General features: G+C 71.3%; 14 protein-coding genes. 7 read left to right on the plus strand and 7 right to left on the minus strand.

Going from position 1 to position 16,725, the window contains the following annotated elements; translation table 11 throughout:
• Positions 1 to 377: 377 nt before the first annotated feature.
• The 4 genes from FHL80_RS16015 to FHL80_RS16030 all read right to left on the minus strand — a co-directional run bounded on the left by FHL80_RS16015 (position 378) and on the right by FHL80_RS16030 (position 5,170).
• Positions 378 to 1,436 carry a helix-turn-helix domain containing protein gene (locus FHL80_RS16015; RefSeq protein WP_138734382.1) on the minus strand — a complete coding sequence of 353 codons (1,059 nt, stop codon included), beginning with the start codon at positions 1,434 to 1,436 and terminating at the stop codon, positions 378 to 380.
• A complete protein-coding gene (locus tag FHL80_RS16020) occupies positions 1,433 to 1,873 on the minus strand; it encodes a hypothetical protein (protein WP_138734383.1) in 441 nt (146 codons plus the stop codon). The genes FHL80_RS16015 and FHL80_RS16020 overlap by 4 nt, the downstream gene beginning before the upstream one ends.
• 963 nt (positions 1,874 to 2,836) lie before the next feature.
• A complete protein-coding gene (locus FHL80_RS16025) occupies positions 2,837 to 3,637 on the minus strand; it encodes a tyrosine-type recombinase/integrase (protein WP_216870777.1) in 801 nt (266 codons plus the stop codon).
• Positions 3,638 to 4,288: 651 nt separating this feature from the next.
• The gene (locus FHL80_RS16030) at positions 4,289 to 5,170 is read right to left on the minus strand and encodes an alpha/beta fold hydrolase (RefSeq protein ID WP_138734385.1); all 882 of its coding nucleotides are present in this window, start codon (positions 5,168 to 5,170) and stop codon (positions 4,289 to 4,291) included.
• Positions 5,171 to 5,546: 376 nt separating this feature from the next.
• Between FHL80_RS16030 and FHL80_RS16035 the strand changes: the two genes are divergently transcribed.
• Both FHL80_RS16035 and FHL80_RS25625 read left to right on the plus strand, forming a co-directional pair.
• Positions 5,547 to 5,849, plus strand: a complete 303-nt coding sequence (locus tag FHL80_RS16035; protein WP_216870778.1) for a Rossmann-fold NAD(P)-binding domain-containing protein — start codon at positions 5,547 to 5,549, stop codon at positions 5,847 to 5,849.
• Between the two features lie 109 nt (positions 5,850 to 5,958).
• Positions 5,959 to 7,263, plus strand: coding sequence for a hypothetical protein (locus FHL80_RS25625; protein WP_216870779.1), 1,305 nt, complete (start codon positions 5,959 to 5,961; stop codon positions 7,261 to 7,263).
• Between the two features lie 432 nt (positions 7,264 to 7,695).
• Here FHL80_RS25625 and FHL80_RS16045 read toward each other — a convergent pair whose 3' ends face one another.
• Together FHL80_RS16045 and FHL80_RS16050 are read right to left on the minus strand one after the other, a co-directional pair.
• Entirely contained in the window at positions 7,696 to 8,742 is a 1,047-nt protein-coding gene (locus FHL80_RS16045; RefSeq protein ID WP_216870780.1) for an MBL fold metallo-hydrolase, read from the minus strand.
• Positions 8,743 to 8,860: 118 nt separating this feature from the next.
• Entirely contained in the window at positions 8,861 to 9,919 is a 1,059-nt protein-coding gene (locus FHL80_RS16050; protein ID WP_342777338.1) for an oxidoreductase, read from the minus strand.
• A gap of 110 nt (positions 9,920 to 10,029) precedes the next feature.
• Between FHL80_RS16050 and FHL80_RS16055 the strand changes: the two genes are divergently transcribed.
• The gene (locus FHL80_RS16055; RefSeq protein WP_138734388.1) at positions 10,030 to 10,815 is read left to right on the plus strand and encodes an enoyl-CoA hydratase/isomerase family protein; all 786 of its coding nucleotides are present in this window, start codon (positions 10,030 to 10,032) and stop codon (positions 10,813 to 10,815) included.
• 58 nt (positions 10,816 to 10,873) lie between these two features.
• On the opposite strand, the gene FHL80_RS16060 is transcribed toward FHL80_RS16055, so the two are convergent.
• Complete coding sequence (locus tag FHL80_RS16060; protein ID WP_138734389.1) at positions 10,874 to 11,791, minus strand: LysR family transcriptional regulator; 918 nt, start codon at positions 11,789 to 11,791, stop codon at positions 10,874 to 10,876.
• A 139-nt stretch (positions 11,792 to 11,930) separates the two neighbouring features.
• Between FHL80_RS16060 and FHL80_RS16065 the strand changes: the two genes are divergently transcribed.
• The 4 genes from FHL80_RS16065 to mmsB are packed head-to-tail and all read left to right on the plus strand — an operon-like array spanning position 11,931 to position 16,715.
• The gene (locus FHL80_RS16065) at positions 11,931 to 13,478 is read left to right on the plus strand and encodes an aldehyde dehydrogenase family protein (RefSeq protein WP_138734390.1); all 1,548 of its coding nucleotides are present in this window, start codon (positions 11,931 to 11,933) and stop codon (positions 13,476 to 13,478) included.
• Positions 13,479 to 13,519: 41 nt separating this feature from the next.
• Positions 13,520 to 14,674 carry an acyl-CoA dehydrogenase family protein gene (locus tag FHL80_RS16070; RefSeq protein ID WP_138734391.1) on the plus strand — a complete coding sequence of 385 codons (1,155 nt, stop codon included), beginning with the start codon at positions 13,520 to 13,522 and terminating at the stop codon, positions 14,672 to 14,674.
• Entirely contained in the window at positions 14,671 to 15,762 is a 1,092-nt protein-coding gene (locus tag FHL80_RS16075) for an enoyl-CoA hydratase/isomerase family protein (RefSeq protein ID WP_138734392.1), read from the plus strand. The genes FHL80_RS16070 and FHL80_RS16075 overlap by 4 nt, the downstream gene beginning before the upstream one ends.
• Complete coding sequence (gene mmsB / locus FHL80_RS16080; protein WP_138734393.1) at positions 15,759 to 16,715, plus strand: 3-hydroxyisobutyrate dehydrogenase; 957 nt, start codon at positions 15,759 to 15,761, stop codon at positions 16,713 to 16,715. The genes FHL80_RS16075 and mmsB overlap by 4 nt, the downstream gene beginning before the upstream one ends.
• Positions 16,716 to 16,725 lie beyond the last annotated feature (10 nt).

The following is a 16,725-nucleotide window of genomic DNA, read 5'->3' on the forward strand; positions in this document are numbered from 1 at the left end:
GGCGAGGGGGCGATGCGGCGGCGGGGATCCGTGCGTCATCGGGAAGTTTCGGGATGCCGCCGCCAGGGCGACGGTCCGGCGGCACGGCGTCTGCGGGCGTAGCTGACCCGCTGCCAAGGTCGTCAGGGCGGCCGGGTACCGCAACCGAGTACAGCGACCGAGTACAGCAACGCGGCGCGGACGGCGCGGCGCCGTACCGAGGCTGACGTTGGTGGACAGAGCACGCTTCTGAGCTGCATGAACGGCACAACGGCGGACGGCAGCGGACACCCCCGCAGGGAGCTGAGGGTCAAGGGGGTCGCGGGTTCAGCTACTGCCCTCGCACCGTCGAAGGCGTCGGGACTGTCCCCGGCGTACTCCGAGCATTCATCGGGTTCCTACGGGCCAACGGATGCCCGACGCCGGGAGACGGTGCGTTTGGTGGTGGCGAGCTGTGCGGCGATGTCGCGGATCGATCTGCCGCGGGTGGTGAGTCGGTGGATGACTTCCTGCTGTTCGGCGCGGGTGAGGTCGTCGTAGCGGATGCCGTCGCCGGTCAGGGCGCGTTCGACGGACATTCCGTCGACGTCGTCCGGCGGGGGAGTGCTGACAGTCGGCTGGGGCATGGGGTCAGTGTCGATGTTGTCCCAGGCGAGCGGTGGATTCCAGCCTTGGCGGGCCGCATGGGCTCGGGCAGCGTTCGCGGTAGCTCGCTGCTCGCCGGTGTCTTGTGGTGGTGGGGGGTTTTCCAGGCGTTCGTAGAGCTCGGCGACGTCGCGCGCGGTGCGTGCGGTGACCGACGGACTGGTCATGCTGCGGTTGAGACTGGCCGGCCGGCGACCGAGTTGGGCGGCAAGGAGCTTGGGTGCCCAGCCGATGGCGGTGAGAGCCTGCAGGCGGCGGTGGGTGCCGGTGGCATCGACACGGCTGCGGGGCCCGCGGTTGGCGTCGTCGATGTCGATGCTCAGGATCAGGGCGGCCGTGGTGGGACGGACCCGGCGCGTGTCGGTCGAGCTCGTGAGGGCGCGGTCGGCGATCTCGCGAACGGAGCTGAGGGCCATGTCGGCGAGGTGGGCGATGCGCTCGACGCCGATGCCAGCTGCCCGCAGCGCAGCGATGTGGTCATGAACGGGGCGGGCGTCGACGTAGGGCTGCGAGCGACCGTAGGTGCGTTCGCGGTTGGCTGGGCGGGAGGCCGCGGTGTTGGCGGCGGTGCAGTCGGTGCAGCGGCAGCGGTCTTTGACGTAGGCGGCTCTGGTGCCGTGGACGAGGGGGCCACCCGTATGGGTGCACTCGCGACTCACCCGCGTCTGGGCGCAGGCGGCTCGACGAGCGGCTCGGTCGGCGGCGAGCCGGTGCTTGTCGCAGGAGTGCCGGGGATGATGCGCATGGGCGAGCGGGGCGCTGGCGTAGCCAGCGGTGTAGCCGCAGCTGGAGCAGGTTCGGGTGACCGTCATCGCCGGCGACGTGGCGGCCGGGTCCGGCAGCTGGCGGTTCGCGTGCGGCCGGGAACGCCGGCTCGGCGCAGTACGTCCTCGATCCAGTCGGTGGGGATCGTGCCGGCGTCTCCGACGTGCTGGTCGAAGGCCATCGCAGTGATCTCTGAGGCGCTGGCAGACCACTCGGCGGCTGACAGCGGTCGTTCCAGGTGGGCCTCGATCGTGGGCCGGTCGACGTAGGCCACGCTGGCGCCGAGGTGGTCGGCCAGGTCGGTCAGCAGCCGGTGGGTGTCGCCGCCGTAGGCGGCGATGAGGGTTTCGGAGGCTACGCGGCGGTCAGCCTGCCGGTCTGGGTCACTCGCGTCGGGCAAGCCTGTCGCGCCGAGCCGCCGGTGATCGCCGGGATCGACGGTGAACGCATCGACCGGATGTGGCTCTTGGGCGTGGCTCGGCATCGGCGCTTCTCCCGGCAGCTGGTGCTCTCGCCGGAGGAGGCGCAATTCCTGGTGAGGTGGTGACACCGCGCCCTGGTGTTCCTTGACCGCGAATCGGATCTGACGCGCGTGGCCGCGTCGCCACGGTGGCTCCGGGATGCCGGCGCCAGCTCGCATGTCGGGAGCGGCGGGCAGGGTGGCTGGCGCACGTGCTGATCGTCATGTGGCTCGCTGCGCCGTGGCGTACGGCCGCGCGACGGCTGACCGGCCTGGCAGGGGCCCCTGTCTGGGCGGGCGCCGGTCACATGGCGCGCGGTGGGGACCGTGGGCATGGTTGGGATCAGCGTGGCCGTGGTGGGTGCCTGCAGCAGGGCCACTGCATGGTCGGGGGAGTGCTGGGGGATCTCACGCTGTTTGCGGTGATCTGTCCGGCGGCAGACGTCGCGATCTGTTGGCGTGCCGAGTTCTCGGCCGACCGGTGAGCCGCCGATCTCGGTGTCGGTCCGGATCCGGCCACCGCGTGCCGCACACTCAACGATGGGTCGAGCGTCCCCGTGGATCGTCACGGTGGTTGGCCCAACCCGACTTCCGAGCGACGTGTCAGTGCGCTCCTGACGGCAGCGCCCCCTGGCCTGTATGGCGCCGAATCCGCCGCATGCCGATGACTCGGTCCGCTGGCCCAGCGGACCGCAACGGCAGCTCGGTTGACCACCATTTTGACCACCATTTGGGTTCGTTCGGGACCGTCCGCGATGATCCGCGGCGGTACGGCCAGGCCGCTGGCCTGCACGAACGCACATCCGCGAACTCGCCCGAACCCCCAGCCGACGACTGGGGGTCAAGGGGTCGCAGGTTCAAATCCTGTCAGCCCGACAGAAGAAGATGCAGGTCAGGGGCCGTTCCCGGGAGACCGGGAACGGCCCCTGCTGGTTCGTCGGACAGTTTGACCACTTTTTTGACCACCATCAGCCGACCCTGAGTTGCTCAGCACGGCGCCCAGGGTGGCCACCGCGTCCCGGAATTCGTCGGGGAGACGTGGCCGTAGACGTCGACGGTGATGGCGATCGAAGAGTGGCCGAGGATGTCCGAGACCACCTTGAGCGGGACGCCGTGGGTGAGCATCACGCAGGCCGCCGAGTGTCGGAGGGTGTGCAGGCTGGCGTCGGGAATGCCCGCTCGTGCGGCTGCCGCCTTGAACGCCCGGAGGGCGTTGCGGGGATCGCACGGTTCACCGGTCCCGGTGGTGAACACGAACCCGGTCTCGTGCCAGGTGGAGCCGGCGAGCTGTCGCTCGGTGGCCTGGACGTGCTGCACGTTGCGCAGCAGTTCGGCGGCGGGGTCGGAGAGCGGTACAACGCGTTGGGACTTCGCGGTCTTGGGCTCGGTCACGAGGAGGGCTCCATCGATGCGCGCGAGCGTTCCCCGCACGCGCAGCGTCCCCCGATCGAGGTCGACGTCGGACCACCGCAGCGAGAGGGCTTCGCCTCGGCGCAGCCCCGTGTGCACCAGGAGCTCGAAGAGGGTCGCGTAACGGCTCTGGTGCGCGGCGCTGAGCAGCTCCGCCACCTGAGTCGGAGTCAGATGCGTGGCCTCCTTGCTCTTCACCTTCGGCCGTCTGACGGCCGCGGACGGAGTCGTCGTCATGGCGCCGTCGCGAACTGCCGTGTCCAGGATTGCGCGCAGGACCGTGTAGGCCGAGCGGATGGTCGACTCCGCCAGGCCTTTACGCAGGAGTTCGACGACCCAGCCTTCGACATGCGAGGGGCGGATCCTGTCCAGGGTCAAGCGACCGATGGAGCTGGTGAGGATGTGTGTCCGCGCCACCCCGGCACACAGGGTCTCGGTCGTCTGCTTTCGGTCTGACGCTGCCAGTGACTTTTCGATCCCCCGACATCCATCCCCGGTGTGGGGCCGATTAGTTGTAGCCGCGAAGCCAGGCGAGCACGGCGACGGCACGGTCGCGTGGTTGCAGTTGTGGTTGCAGTTGTTCCGAATCCAGGTTCGTGCAGGCTTGTCCGCCATGATCCGGCGCATCGTGAATGTGCTGGTCGGGCCTGTGTCCGACACGGTGGCACAGTTCTGCGAACGTGATCATGACGGCCTGGCAGTGTGGGGCTCAGGGGTTCGAGTCCCCTCGGCCTTACCCGTTGACCAGGCCGTTCTCCGTCCGGGAGAGCGGCTTGAGCTGCTCCTGGTGCCTACCTTGGTGGCTACTTGTGCCGATCCAGTGCCGGCTCAGTCCCGGAGCGCGCGGCCCACCGATGTGGCGAGTCTGCCTAACGGGAGGGGGTCAGGACCGCGGCGTCCGCCTGACCCATAGCGGTCCCAGAGGGGACACCTCCTCAGCAGAACGGAATGGGACATGCCTTGAGACTCTCGTCCCTTGCGGCCCGCGACCGGCTGACGCAGTGAGGTGCCACATCCAGAAGACGGCAATCAGGCTGCTCGGCCCGGCAGGTGCGCCCGGAGCCAGCCGATGACGTCGGCGGTGACCTCGTCGCGGATGGTCTCATTGACCAGCTCGTGCCGGGCGTCGGGGTAGAGAGTGGCCGTGACGTCGGCGAGGCCGGCCGAGCGGTAGCGGTCGGCCAGTGCCATGACATTGCTCCCGCCCGGGCCGCCGACCGGGTCCCGGTCGCCAGAGATCAGCAGAAGCGGCAGGTCCGGCCGGATCTGCGACGGCTCGGCGGTGCGCTCGGCCTGCCCCAGGACGCCGCCGATGATCGCGTCCTCGGTAGGAAAGCCGCAAAGCGGGTCGGCCACGTAAGCGTCGACCTCCGCGGGGTCGCGGCTGAGCCATTCGAAGTCGGTGCGCGGCTCGAAGCCGGCGTTGAACGCGGCCAGCCCCGGCTGGTCGGCGGGCAGGCCGGCAAGGACGCCGCCGAGGCCGTCGAGGGTCGTCGAGCCGCTGAGCACCACGCCGCCGTAGCGGACCGGCTCGGCCAGCAGCGCGATCTGCATGCCCATCGAGCCGAGCGAGTGGGCGAAGGCGAACAGCGGCACGTCCGGATGCTGCGAGGCCAGCAGGCGCGCGTGCGCGCCGATGTCGGCCACGAAGCCTTCGACCCCGGCCGCGCCGAAGCTGCCCAGTGGGACATCTTCGGACACCGACGCTCCGTGGCCACGATTGTCGGCGGCCGACACCACGAACCCGGCCGCGTTCAAGGCCCGGGCGAACCGGTCGTAGCGGGGCCCGTGCTCGGCCAACCCGTGCACCAGCTGGACGATCCCGACGGGCCCGCCCGTGACGTCGTCCCATTCGTACGTGGCGATGGCGAGCCCGTCGGCCGGGGACGGGAAGCTGGCGGTGGTCGGCATGCTCGCATCATCCGAGGGGCGGGCTCTGCTCGCATCCGGCACGTCACAGGTCCTCCGCTCGCGAGGACGTCGGAGAGCACGACACGCAGGGCGTCGCCCGCCTTGTCGACGGTCGCGCGAGCCACACGTCGCCACTGCGGCCATCCCGAAGAAGGCGCGGCTCATGCCGGCGACGTCCAGCAGTTGGGCGTCGACACCTGCCGCGCGCAGCTTCTCGACTTCACCTGACCAACATGGGAATGAATGTCGACGAATGCTCGCGTACCCCTCAAGCCGCCCTGGGTCGTCCGTTGTCTGGCCGAGGGCGGTGACACCGACCTCAACACGGTCGGGGAGGGAGGACGGCGCCATCCGCGGCCCGGCGGACGACGGGCGGGTGGCGTTTGTGGCCCAGGACGACATCGCCGCCGTCGTCGCCATGCTGCGCGAGCCCACCGCGCACGCCGGCCGCACGTACGACCTGACCGGGCCGGAGGAGCTGGCGCTGACCGAGGTCGCGGCCGTGCTCACCGCCGTCACCGGCCGGGCGGTTCTCTACGTGCCGGCGACCGTCGAGGAGGCGTTGGCCTCGCGCGCGTCCTACGGGGCGCCGGACTGGCAGGTCGAGGCCTGGGTGTCGATCTACACCGCGATCGCGGCCGGCGAGATGGCCGGGGTCAGGCCGCCGTGCCCGACCTGACCGGGCACCCGGCGCGCACGCTGGAGCAGGTGCTGCGCGCTCGGGCCTGACGCCAGGGGTCTGAAGTCACGGGGGGCGTCAGGTGCGGTGGCGCGGGTAGACGACGCTCGTGCGCCTGCCCGGTCCCTCGGACCTCCTCGACCTGCCCTGGACGCTCGCCGACTCCGTCCGCAGCCTCAGCGCGGCACTGCCGCGCGCCGAGACGCTGCTGCCCCTGGCCGACGACGTCCTGCGCCGCACCCGCTCCCTACTCGACGGCGCCGGGCCCGCGGTGGCCCGGGCGGCGGCGGTGGGTCCCGAGGCGGTCGAGGTGGCGGCCGACGTCGTGCGGCGCGTCGCCGCAGTCGCGACGCCGGAGCGGGTCGCGACCCTGGGCGCGCTCGTCGACCGGCTCGGCGCCGCGCTGGCGCCGGAGCGGGTCGAGGCGGTCACCCGCGCCGTGGACACGCTGGGGTCGCGCGCCGACGTCGTGCCACGCGTCCTCGACGCCTTTGACGGCCTGCTGTCCTCGGGCCGGCTGGACCGGCTCGCCGACGGGCTTGACCGGCTGCTGGCCGCCGACCTGCTGCCCCGCGTCGACCGGTTGCTGGACCACCTGGCCGACGAGCGCGTGGAGCGCGCCCTCGACCTGGCCGGGGACGACCGGGTCGTGCGGGCCCTCGAGCTCGTCACCGGCGACCGGGTCGACCGAACCCTCGACGTCCTCACCGACGAACGGGTCGACCGGATCCTGGACCTGCTGACCGGTGACCGGGTCCAGCAGGCCCTCGACCTGGCCGCCGACGAGCGCGTGCGCACGCTGCTGGACCTCGCGGCCGACGAGCGCGTCCTGCGTCTGCTGGACCGGCTCGACGCCCTGCTCGCCGCCGACCGCGTCCCGCGCCTGGTGGACCGGGCTGGCGCCCTGCTCGACGACGAGCGGCTGTCGCGGGTCGGCACCCGGCTGGACCGGATGCTGTCCGACGAGAACCTCGACCGCACCGAGAGACTGCTCCGGAGCGGGCAGCCGGCCGCGGCCCTCCGCCTGCTGACCCGGCTCGACCGCGAGCTCACCGACGACGCGGCCCGTGCGCTGGGCACGCTGCTCGACCGCCGCCTGCCCGCGCTGCTCAGCGAGGAGAGGGCCGCCGCCCTGGCCGCGCTCACCGACCAGGTGCCGCGGCTGCTGGGCGGACTGGAATCCGGCTCCCTCCCGCGCACCGCCGACCTGGGGCGGGTGCCGACCGACCTGCACGCGATACTCGAGCTCATCGACGACCTTCACCAGGTGGTGTCGGGCCTGCCCGGCGCCGGACGCGCCCGCGACCGCGGCGACGACCCGCACCCGCAGGTCGAGGACCCGCGGCCGCCCGACGACGACGCGCCCAACCGGGAGGCGGAGTCGCCCCAGACACCGACGAAGGGCTACAGCTAGTTCTTCGCGGAGGGCTGTCTCCCGCCGGGAACTGCATGCCCACCTGACCGGCGTCTGGCGCGCCTCTCAGCGGTGGACAACCCGTGAGAGTGATACCACTGTCCCCTGATCGTGCGGCAGCCAGCAAGTCGCCGGCTGCTGGCTCCCCGAACGGTTGGCAACCCCGTCGTGGTCAACGATCGTTCACGTCGGCGGGGTCGTGTGCCGCCGCGCGCGCCGCATCTGTTGCTGACCTGCGCGACGCGGTTCGTCGCCGACCGGTCCACTTCCCGGCTCGAGGGCCAGTCGACGTGACTTCGTTCCGGCCACGTCAAGGATGCAGAAGGGGTGGAGCGTCAGCGGTCCCGCACGATGCCTGGCCGGTGGGGCCACGTCGGTCAGCTGGGTGGACCGGGCAGGTGTCCTGCAGACGTCCCGGTGTTTGCGACCCGCTCAGCGGGCGGCGGCGGTCCAGGTCGGGACCGCGCCGCCGTCCGTCCGCACGAGGCCCCGGCTGGCCAGCAGCCGCAGGTGGGCGTCGGTCTCCGTGACGGCGAAGATCCGCATCCGACGCTCGTAGGACGACCACGGCCTGGACCACGTCAGATGTGCGGCGAGCTGCCACGGGGTGCTGTCCGGGTGCGCGCGCACTGCGTCCAGCAGCTCGGCGAGCCGCTGTTCGTGGTGAGCGAGGAGCTGGTCGGCCCGGTCCGCCAGGCCCGTGAAGCGCCACTCGTGCGCCGGGAGCACCTCGCTGGGCGCCAGGTCGCGCACGCCGCCCAGCGACTGCAGGTAGGACCGCAACGGGTCCGCCTCGCCTCGCACGCCGGTGGAGATGTTCGGGCTGATCCGGGGCAGTACGTGGTCACCAGCGAAGAACAAGCCGGTGCGTTCCTCGCTGAAGCACAGGTGGCCGGGTGTGTGACCCGGCGTGTGCACGGCACGCAGCTGCCAGCCGTCGAAACCGGCGAGGTCGCCGTGCTCGAGTAGGCGGTCCGGGATCGCCATGCTGAGGAAGTGCTCCATCGACTCCGGAGAGCCCACGTCGCTCACCGCGTCGCTGCGGTCGGCACCCAGACCGACCAGGAAGTCGACCTCCGCGGTCGTTGCGGCGATGCCGTCCTGCCCGTTCATGGCCTCGACCACGGCCGCATCGGCGGGGTGCATGGCGATCCACGCGCCGGACTCGGCACGCACCCGCCCGGCCAGGCCCAGGTGGTCGGCGTGCAGGTGGGTGACCAGAACTCCGCGCACGTCGGTCACGTCGGCGCCGATGCCGGCCAGCCCGCTGGTGAGCGCAGTCCAGCTGATCTCGCTGTTCCACCCTGTGTCGACCAGCCCCAGTCCGCCCGGGACGGCGAAGGCGTAGACGGACACGTAACGCAGCGGGTTGTGCGGGATCGGCACCGGTATCGACCACAGGTCTGGGCGGAGCTGCTCGACGGGCGGGAGCACGCGGGCCTGCCAAGCCTCGTGTTGCGCCGATCCGGTGATCTCCACGGGCCCGACTCTGCCGTACGACCCGACCAGGTCAGGCGACGGGGCTCGGCGCTCGCCATGACATCCGAGGACGCCGACGGTGAGCTCACGGCTGCCCTCCGGCATGGGCGGGCGGGAGTCAGCCGATCCGTACGAGTGTGCGCCCCTGCGCGCCGCCGGACAGGATCCGCTCCAGCGCAGCCGGGACACCGTCCAAGGGCACCTCGTCGGTGGCCAGCTCGTCGAGACGGGGAGGCCGCAGGTCGGTTGCCATCCGCCGCCAGACCTCCTTCCGGCGGTCGATGGGGCAGCGCACCGAGTCGATGCCGAGCAGTGAGACGCCCCGGAGGATGAACGGGAAGACCGACGTCGCCACGGCAGTACCTCCGGTGTTGCCCGACGCGGCGACGGCAGCGCCGTAACGCAGCGATGCGACGACGTGCGCCAGCGTCTCGCCGCCGACGCAGTCCACCGCACCCGCCCACACCTCCTTCTCCAACGGGCGGGAGGACCCGGACACAGCATCGCGGTCGATGACGTCCGCCGCCCCGAGGGACGTGAGCCAGTCCGTTGCCTCGCTCTTGCCCGTGGAAGCGGTCACCTCATGACCACGCGCAGCGAGGATGGACACCGCGACGCTGCCCACCCCGCCGGTGGCGCCGGTGACGAGCACAGGCCCGTCGCCCGGACGCAAGCCGTGCTCTTCCAGCGCCAGCACGCTCATCGCCGCGGTGAAGCCCGCCGTTCCGAGGATCATGGCCTGCCGGTCGGTCAGGTCCGCGGGAAGCGGCACCACCCATTCGGCCGGGACCCGGGCGTGTTCGCTGAAACCACCGTGGTGCGCGACCCCGAGGTCGTAGCCGTGGACGAGCACTCCCTGCCCGGCTTGCAGGTCTGACGACCCCGGGTCGACGACCACTCCTGCCAGGTCGATCCCGGGCACGAGCGGGGAGATGCGAGCCACCTTGCCCGACTTGCGGGACGCGAGTGCGTCCTTGTAGTTCACGCTCGACCAGGTCACCTCGATGGTGACGTCTCCGGTCCCGAGGTCCGACAGGGCCAGAGGCCGGCGTTCGAGGACCTCGTCGGCACCGGAGTGATCAGCGACGAGTGCGGCAGTGACCGAGGGCAGGCTCATGAGGTGATTCTGGACGGAGTGTGCGTCCCCGTGCAGGCTCGGACCGTCCGCCGGCATCATGTCCGCTCGATGCCACGGCGCGTGGCGAGCACCTGTGCCGCAGAGTGGCGGTGCACTGGCCGCTGCCTCGACGCGCCTGCCCGGTCCACGAGCCCGGTGGCGTCGGTCGCATGACGCTCGATCGACCGGAGGTCCTGAACGCCCTGACGCACGACATGGTCACGACCATGCAGCTCCAGCTCGATCGCTGGCGAGGTGACGCCGGCGTCCACGTCGTCGAGCCCGACTCGGTGCTGGCCATGCCGGAGATCGCCATCGGGCTGCCCCCGGGCTCGGGGACCACGTACCTGCTCGCCCGTGCCCCAGGCCGGGTCGGTGCTCACCTCGCCCTGACAGGTGACCGGATGGACGCCGCCGATGCGCTCTACTGCGGATTCGCCGACTCCTGCGTGCCCACCCGGGACCGCTCTACCCTCCTGGACGCCCTTGCCGACAGCACGGTGGACGACGCGCTGGACCTCCTCGATGCCGCACCGCTCCCCGAGAGCGAGCTCCGCGGCCAACGGCCGTGGATCGATGCCTGCTACGCGGCCGACCGCGTCGAGGACGTCGTGCACCTGCTCAGTGCTTCGGGGAACGCCCAGGCGCGCGCTGCCGCCACCCGCCTGTCCGAGCTCCCGCCCACCGCGTTCAAGGTGGTCTTCCGTTCATCGCGGGACGCGCAGTCGGACGCGAGTGTCGCGGAGACACTGCGCCGTGAGTTCCGGGTCGCAACGCGGCTCGTCGTCGGGCATGACGTGCAGAAGGGCATCCGTGCGACGGTCATCGACCGCGACGGGGTCCCGACGTGGGCGCCCAGCACCTTGGCGGCGGTGAGTGCAGACGAAGTGGACGCCTACGTCGCCCCCCTCGGCCCACACGAGCTCGACGTCACCGACGCCTCGCCAGGGTCGTGAGCCCTGCCCGAGCGGTTCCACGAAGAGCGCGGGGCGGGCGCCGGCCGAACGCGCGGGCTCAGCGGCGGGTGGCCCCGGCGGGCGCGGGCAGCGACCCGAACACCCGGTGGCACTGGGCCTCGATCGACGCGGCCACGGCGGCGACCTCGGCACGGCGGAGGTTCTCCGTTCGCGCGGAGAGCCAGAACGTCAACGAAGCACTTGTCGCATGGGGGAGCACCCGGACGAGTTCGGGGGCGTCGACGGCGAGGAAGACCGGCAGCAGGCCGATGCCTGCGCCACGTCGCGTCATCTCCAGCTGAGCCAGCACACTGGTCGCCCCCAGCACCTCGGCCCGCCGCGGGAACAACCTGTCGACGAGGTCCAGGTCAGCCACCTGCAGCATCGACTCCACGTAGTAGACCGGGTTGTGCTGCGCCAGGTCGGCCAGGGACGACGGCTCCCCGTTCTCGGCCAGGTAGGACGGCGCTGCGAACAGAGCCAGCTCGTAGTCGACGAGTCGCTTCACCTGGAGCCTGGGTGACGACGGTCGAGTGACACCCACGTCCAGGTCGGCGGCGGCTCCGTAAGCGGGCGTCGGTCGAGTCACCGACGCGAGTTCGAAGCTGATGCCCGGGTGCTCGCGACGGACCGTCGTCAGCGCCGGCGCCACGACCTTGATGCCGAAGACCTCGGTGCTGTTGACGCGCACCAGACCGCGCAGCTGCTGCCGTGACGCGCGCGAGCTGCCGTGGGGCAGGTGGTCGAGCGCTGTCTGGATGGCCTCGGCCGTCGCGAGGACCTCGCGGCCGGTGGCAGTGAGCTCCCAGCCCCCCGGTGCTGCCACCAGCAGTCGCTCACCCAGCGCCTGCTCGAGCGAGCGGATCCGCCGCGCCACGGTCGTGTGGTTGACCCCCAGACTCGTGGCCGCTGCGGTGAAAGTCCGGCCCCGCACGACGGCGAGCAGGGCCGTCAGGTCGCCAGGATCCACGGTCACGTCTGCATCTTTGCAGAATGACACTGCGAGAGTGGGTATCGACTGATGGCAGACGCACAGCGCAATCTGGGTTCGTCCAACGTCGGACGACCGCCGGAGGGCCAGGCCCGCCGGCGGAACTCAGTGAAGGGTGCGCCTCATGACCACCACCACAGACCCCACGCCGTCGGCCGGAGGCCACGAGGCTCCCGTCTCCGGTGACGTGCCGATGCTCATCGGCGGTGAGTTCGTCCCCGCCGCGGGCGGCCAGTGGACCGACGTCGTCTCCCCGGGTTCGCTGACCGTCATCGGACGCGTCCCCACCGGCGGCAGCCAGGACGTCGACCGCGCCGTCGCCGCCGCCCGAGCGGCATTGCCCGGTTGGCGCGGGTTGCCCTTCACCGAGCGGCAGCGGGTGCTGCTGGCCATCGCCGACGCCCTGTTCGCCGCAGCTGAGGAGATGTCCCTGCTGACCGCGGCGGACACCGGCAACGCGCTGCGCACCCAGGCCCGGCCGGAGAGCCAGACGCTGGCGACCCTGTTCCGCTACTTCGGTGGCATCGCCGGCGAGCTCAAGGGCGTCGTGCTCCCGGCCGGGGAGGGTCAGCTGCAGTACAGCGTCCGGGAGCCGGTCGGCGTCGTCGGTGCCATCCTGCCGTGGAACTCGCCGCTCATGATCGCCGGCATGAAGATCCCTGCTGCGCTGGCGGCGGGGAACACCCTGGTGGTCAAGCCGGCCGAGGACGCGCCGCTCACGATCCTCAAGCTGGCCGAGATCTGCGCCCGGTTCCTGCCTGCGGGCGTCCTCAACGTGGTGACCGGTCGTGGCTCCGTCGTGGGGGAGGCCCTGGTGACCCACGCCGGCGTGGACAAGGTCTCCTTCACCGGCTCCACCGAGGTCGGCCGCGGGGTGGGCGCCAAGGCGGGGGAGCGCGTCGTCCCCGTGTCGCTGGAGCTCGGGGGCAAGAGCCCGACGATCGTGTGGCCCGACGCGGCCCAGGACGCCTACATCGATGCCACGGTCGACGGCATCCTGACCGGCATGCGCTTCACCCGGCAGGGGCAGAGCTGCACTGCCGGGTCGCGCCTGTACCTGCACGAGGACGTCTACGACGAGGTCCTCGACCGCGTGGTGGCGAAGTTGAAGACCTTCGTCGTGGGCGACCCGCTCGACGAGCGCAGCGACATGGGCGCCCTGATCAACCAGAAGCAGTACGACTCGGTGCGCGACTACATCGACGAGGGGCAGAGCCGTTCCGGCGTCGTGACCGCCCTCGACGGCGCTGCTCAGGTCCCGAGCGGGCTGGACGGCTACTACCTCGGCCCGACCGTGTTCTCCCGGGCCGAGAACGACTGGCGGCTCACCCGGGAGGAGATCTTCGGGCCGGTCATGGTCGTCATCCCCTGGCGGGAGGACGCCGAGGTGCTGGCGATGGCCAACGACAGCCACTACGGGCTGGCCGCGTTCCTGTGGTGCCATGACCTGGACCGGGCCATCACCGCCGCGAACCGCATCGAGTCCGGCTGGGTCCAGGTCAACCAGGGCGGTGGCCAGCTGGTCGGCCAGTCCTACGGCGGTCTGAAGGCCAGCGGCATCGGCCGGGAGTTCTCCCTCGAGGGGATGCTCGAGTCCTTCACCAGCATCAAGCAGATCAACGTCAAGCTGGCCTCGGCTCCTGCCCCCCGGCCCGTCACCCCCGGGCCCTGACCCGCATCGACGCCCGCCCAGAGCACCGGAGGACGTTCCCCTTGTTCACCATCAGCGACGACCAGCGCGACCTGGTCGCGATGGTCGCCGAGTTCACCGCCGACAACATCACCCCGCACGCCGTGGAGTGGGACCGCGCGCACCGCTTCCCGGCAGACGTCCTGCGCAAGGCCGCCGACCTGGGGATGGGCGGCATCTACGTGCAGGAGTCCTCCGGCGGGTCCGGGCTCAGCCGGCTCGATGCCGTCCTCATCGTCGAGGCACTTGCCGCCGGCTGTCCGTCCACGGCCAGCTACTTGTCGATCCACAACATGGTCGCCTGGATGATCGACGCCTACGGGAACGACGAGCAGCGAGCGCAGTTCCTGGCGCCGCTGCTGACCATGGAGAACTTCGGCAGCTACTGCCTCACCGAACCGGGCGCGGGTTCTGATGCCGGCGCGTTGAGCACGCGGGCGGTGCGGGACGGGGCGGGGGAGGACGCGGACTACCGGCTCACCGGGGTCAAGCAGTTCATCTCCGGGGCCGGCACGTCACAGACCTACGTGGTCCTGGCCCGGACGGCGGACACCGGGCCGCGGGGGATCACCGCGTTCGTCGTGGACAAGGACACACCGGGGGTCTCGTTCGGCCCGGACGAGGTGAAGATGGGCTGGAACACCCAGCCCACCCGCCAGGTCATCCTGGAGGACGTCCGGGTGCCGGCGTCCGCCCGACTGGGCCAGGAGGGCGACGGGTTCAGGATCGCCATGTCCGGCCTCAACGGGGGACGGCTCAACATCGCGGCGAGCTCGCTGGGTGGGGCATCGGCGGCCCTCGCGGCGTCGATCCGCTACCTGGGGGAGCGACATGCCTTCGGTGGGCCGCTCAGCCGGTTCGAGGCCCTGCAGTTCGACATCGCCGACATGGCCACCGAGCTCGAGGCGGCACGCACCTTCCTGTGGCGCGCCGCGAGCGCGTTGGACGCCCACGCTCCGGACATGGTGACGTTGTGCGCCATGGCGAAGAGGTTCGTCACCGACGCAGGCTTCGAGGTCGCGAACAAGGCCCTGCAGCTGCACGGCGGTTACGGCTACCTCGCCGAGTACGGCGTGGAGAAGATCGTGCGGGACCTGCGGGTCCATCAGATCCTCGAGGGCACCAACGAGATCATGCGGCTGATCGTCAGCCGGGAGCTCCTGGGCCGGTCGGCGTGAGCGCCGCTGGGGATGATGCGGCTGTCGAGCCGGCCGTCCTCGTGCGAGTGCACGACGGGCTCGGGCACCTGACGCTCAACCGGCCCCGGTCGATCAACGCGCTGTCGTACGAGATGGTCGAACTGATGCAGTCGGCCCTCGACTCGTGGGCGGACGACTCCGCCGTCCGGCTCGTGGTGATCGACGGCGCCGGCGAACGAGGGCTCTGTGCCGGCGGCGACATCGTGGCCATCTACTCCGATGCACGCGCCGGTGGCACCGCGTCGATCGACTACTGGGCCGCCGAGTACCGGCTGGACGCCACCATCGCGGACTACCCGAAACCCGTCGTCGCGCTCATGGACGGCATCGTCATGGGTGGCGGGGTCGGCATCTCCACCCACGCTTCCCACCGGATCGTGGAGGAGAACTCCACGATCGCCATGCCCGAGGTCGGCATCGGCTTCGTGCCCGACGTCGGCGGCTTGTTCCTGCTGGCCCGGGCCCCGGGGCAACTGGGGCTGCACGCCGCGCTGACCGGCGCCCGCATGGGTCCGGCCGACGCCATCCACCTCGGGTTCGCCGACGCGTTCGTGCCCCGCGGGCAGCGCGGTGAGCTGCTGACAGCCCTGTCGACCGGGGACGTCGACGGGGCCATCGCCCGGCTGGCGGTCGTGCCCCCGCCGAGCCCGTTGGCGGCCGAGCGGCACTGGATCGATCTCGCATACGACCGCGACTCGATCGAGGAGGTGCTTGCCGCTCTCGACTCCTTGTCCGGCGACGGCCCGGAGCGCGCCCGGACGATCCTGGCCCGATCGTCACCGACCTCACTGAAGGTGGCGCTGCGGTCCTTCCGGGAGGCGGCGGCCGACCCCGACCTGCACAGCGCACTTGTCCGTGACCTCCGCATCGCCGCGCGGTGCCTTGCCGGGCATGACTTCACCGAGGGCATCAGGGCCCAGGTCATCGACAAGGACCGCAACCCCCGATGGCGCCCGGCGACGCTGGCCGAGGTCAGCGCTGCCGACGTCGACGCGTACTTCGCGCCGCTCGGCGAGCGCGACCTGCACCTCGACCGATCCTCCCCATCGACAGGAGCCAGACGATGACCGACTCGACGACGAGTGCCCCGTCCACGACGACCCCCCGGCGGGTCGCCATGGTGGGGCTGGGCAACATGGGTGGCCCGATGGCGGCCAACCTGGTCAAGGCGGGTCACTCCGTCACCGGGTTCGACCTGGTGCCCGCGGCCCTCGAGGCAGCTGCTGCTGCCGGCGTCACGGTCGCCGCCTCTGGAGCCGAGGCGGTTCGTGAGGCCGACATCGTCATCACGATGCTGCCCGCCGGCCGGCACGTGCTGTCCGCTTACCAGGGATCCGACGGCGTCGAGGGCCTGCTGGCCGCCGCGCAGCCCGGCACGGTGTTCGTCGACAGCTCGACGATCGACGTGGCGGACGCGCGGACGGCGGCTGCTGCCGCGGCGGCTGCCGGACACCGCGCCCTCGATGCTCCGGTGTCCGGCGGCACGGTCGGAGCAGCGGCGGGAACGCTGACGTTCATGGTCGGGGCCACCGACGAGGACTTCGCCGAGGTCGCCCCGGTCCTGTCAGCGATGGCCCGCAAGGTGGTGCACTGCGGCGCGTCAGGTGCCGGCCAGGCGGCCAAGGTCTGCAACAACATGATCCTCGGCGTCTCCATGATCGCTGTCAGCGAGGCCTTCGTGCTCGGCGAGGCGTTGGGCCTGACCAACGAGGCGCTCTTCGAGGTGGCCTCCAATGCGACCGCCCAGTGCTGGGCGCTGAACACCAACTGCCCGGTTCCCGGCCCGGTGCCCACGAGCCCGGCGAACCGCGACTTCGCCCCGGGCTTCGCTGCGGCGCTGATGGCCAAGGACCTCGGCCTGGCCGCCAACGCGGTCTCCGCCAGCGGGGTCGACGCACAGCTCGGTCTGGCGGCCGCGCAGATCTACACGCAGCTGGCCGAGGGCGACCGGGCCGGGCAGGACTTCTCCACGGTCATCAACGTCATCCGCGAGCACAGCGCAGCGAAGACGACCTCGTGACCGACGGCGT

It is taken from the genome of Modestobacter excelsi, from assembly GCF_005930495.1.
GTDB lineage: Bacteria > Actinomycetota > Actinomycetes > Mycobacteriales > Geodermatophilaceae > Modestobacter > Modestobacter excelsi.

Excerpts from the sequence above, each read along its gene's own strand:
- FHL80_RS16015 (WP_138734382.1), bottom strand. The coding sequence starts at position 1,436 with ATGACGGTCACCCGAACCTGCTCCAGCTGCGGCTACACCGCTGGCTAC.
- FHL80_RS16050 (WP_342777338.1), bottom strand. The coding sequence starts at position 9,919 with ATGATGCCGGCGGACGGTCCGAGCCTGCACGGGGACGCACACTCCGTC.
- FHL80_RS16065 (WP_138734390.1), top strand. The coding sequence starts at position 11,931 with ATGACCACCACCACAGACCCCACGCCGTCGGCCGGAGGCCACGAGGCT.
- FHL80_RS16030 (WP_138734385.1), bottom strand. The coding sequence starts at position 5,170 with ATGCCGACCACCGCCAGCTTCCCGTCCCCGGCCGACGGGCTCGCCATC.
- FHL80_RS16055 (WP_138734388.1), top strand. The coding sequence starts at position 10,030 with ATGACGCTCGATCGACCGGAGGTCCTGAACGCCCTGACGCACGACATG.
- mmsB (WP_138734393.1), top strand. The coding sequence starts at position 15,759 with ATGACCGACTCGACGACGAGTGCCCCGTCCACGACGACCCCCCGGCGG.
- FHL80_RS16020 (WP_138734383.1), bottom strand. The coding sequence starts at position 1,873 with ATGCCGAGCCACGCCCAAGAGCCACATCCGGTCGATGCGTTCACCGTC.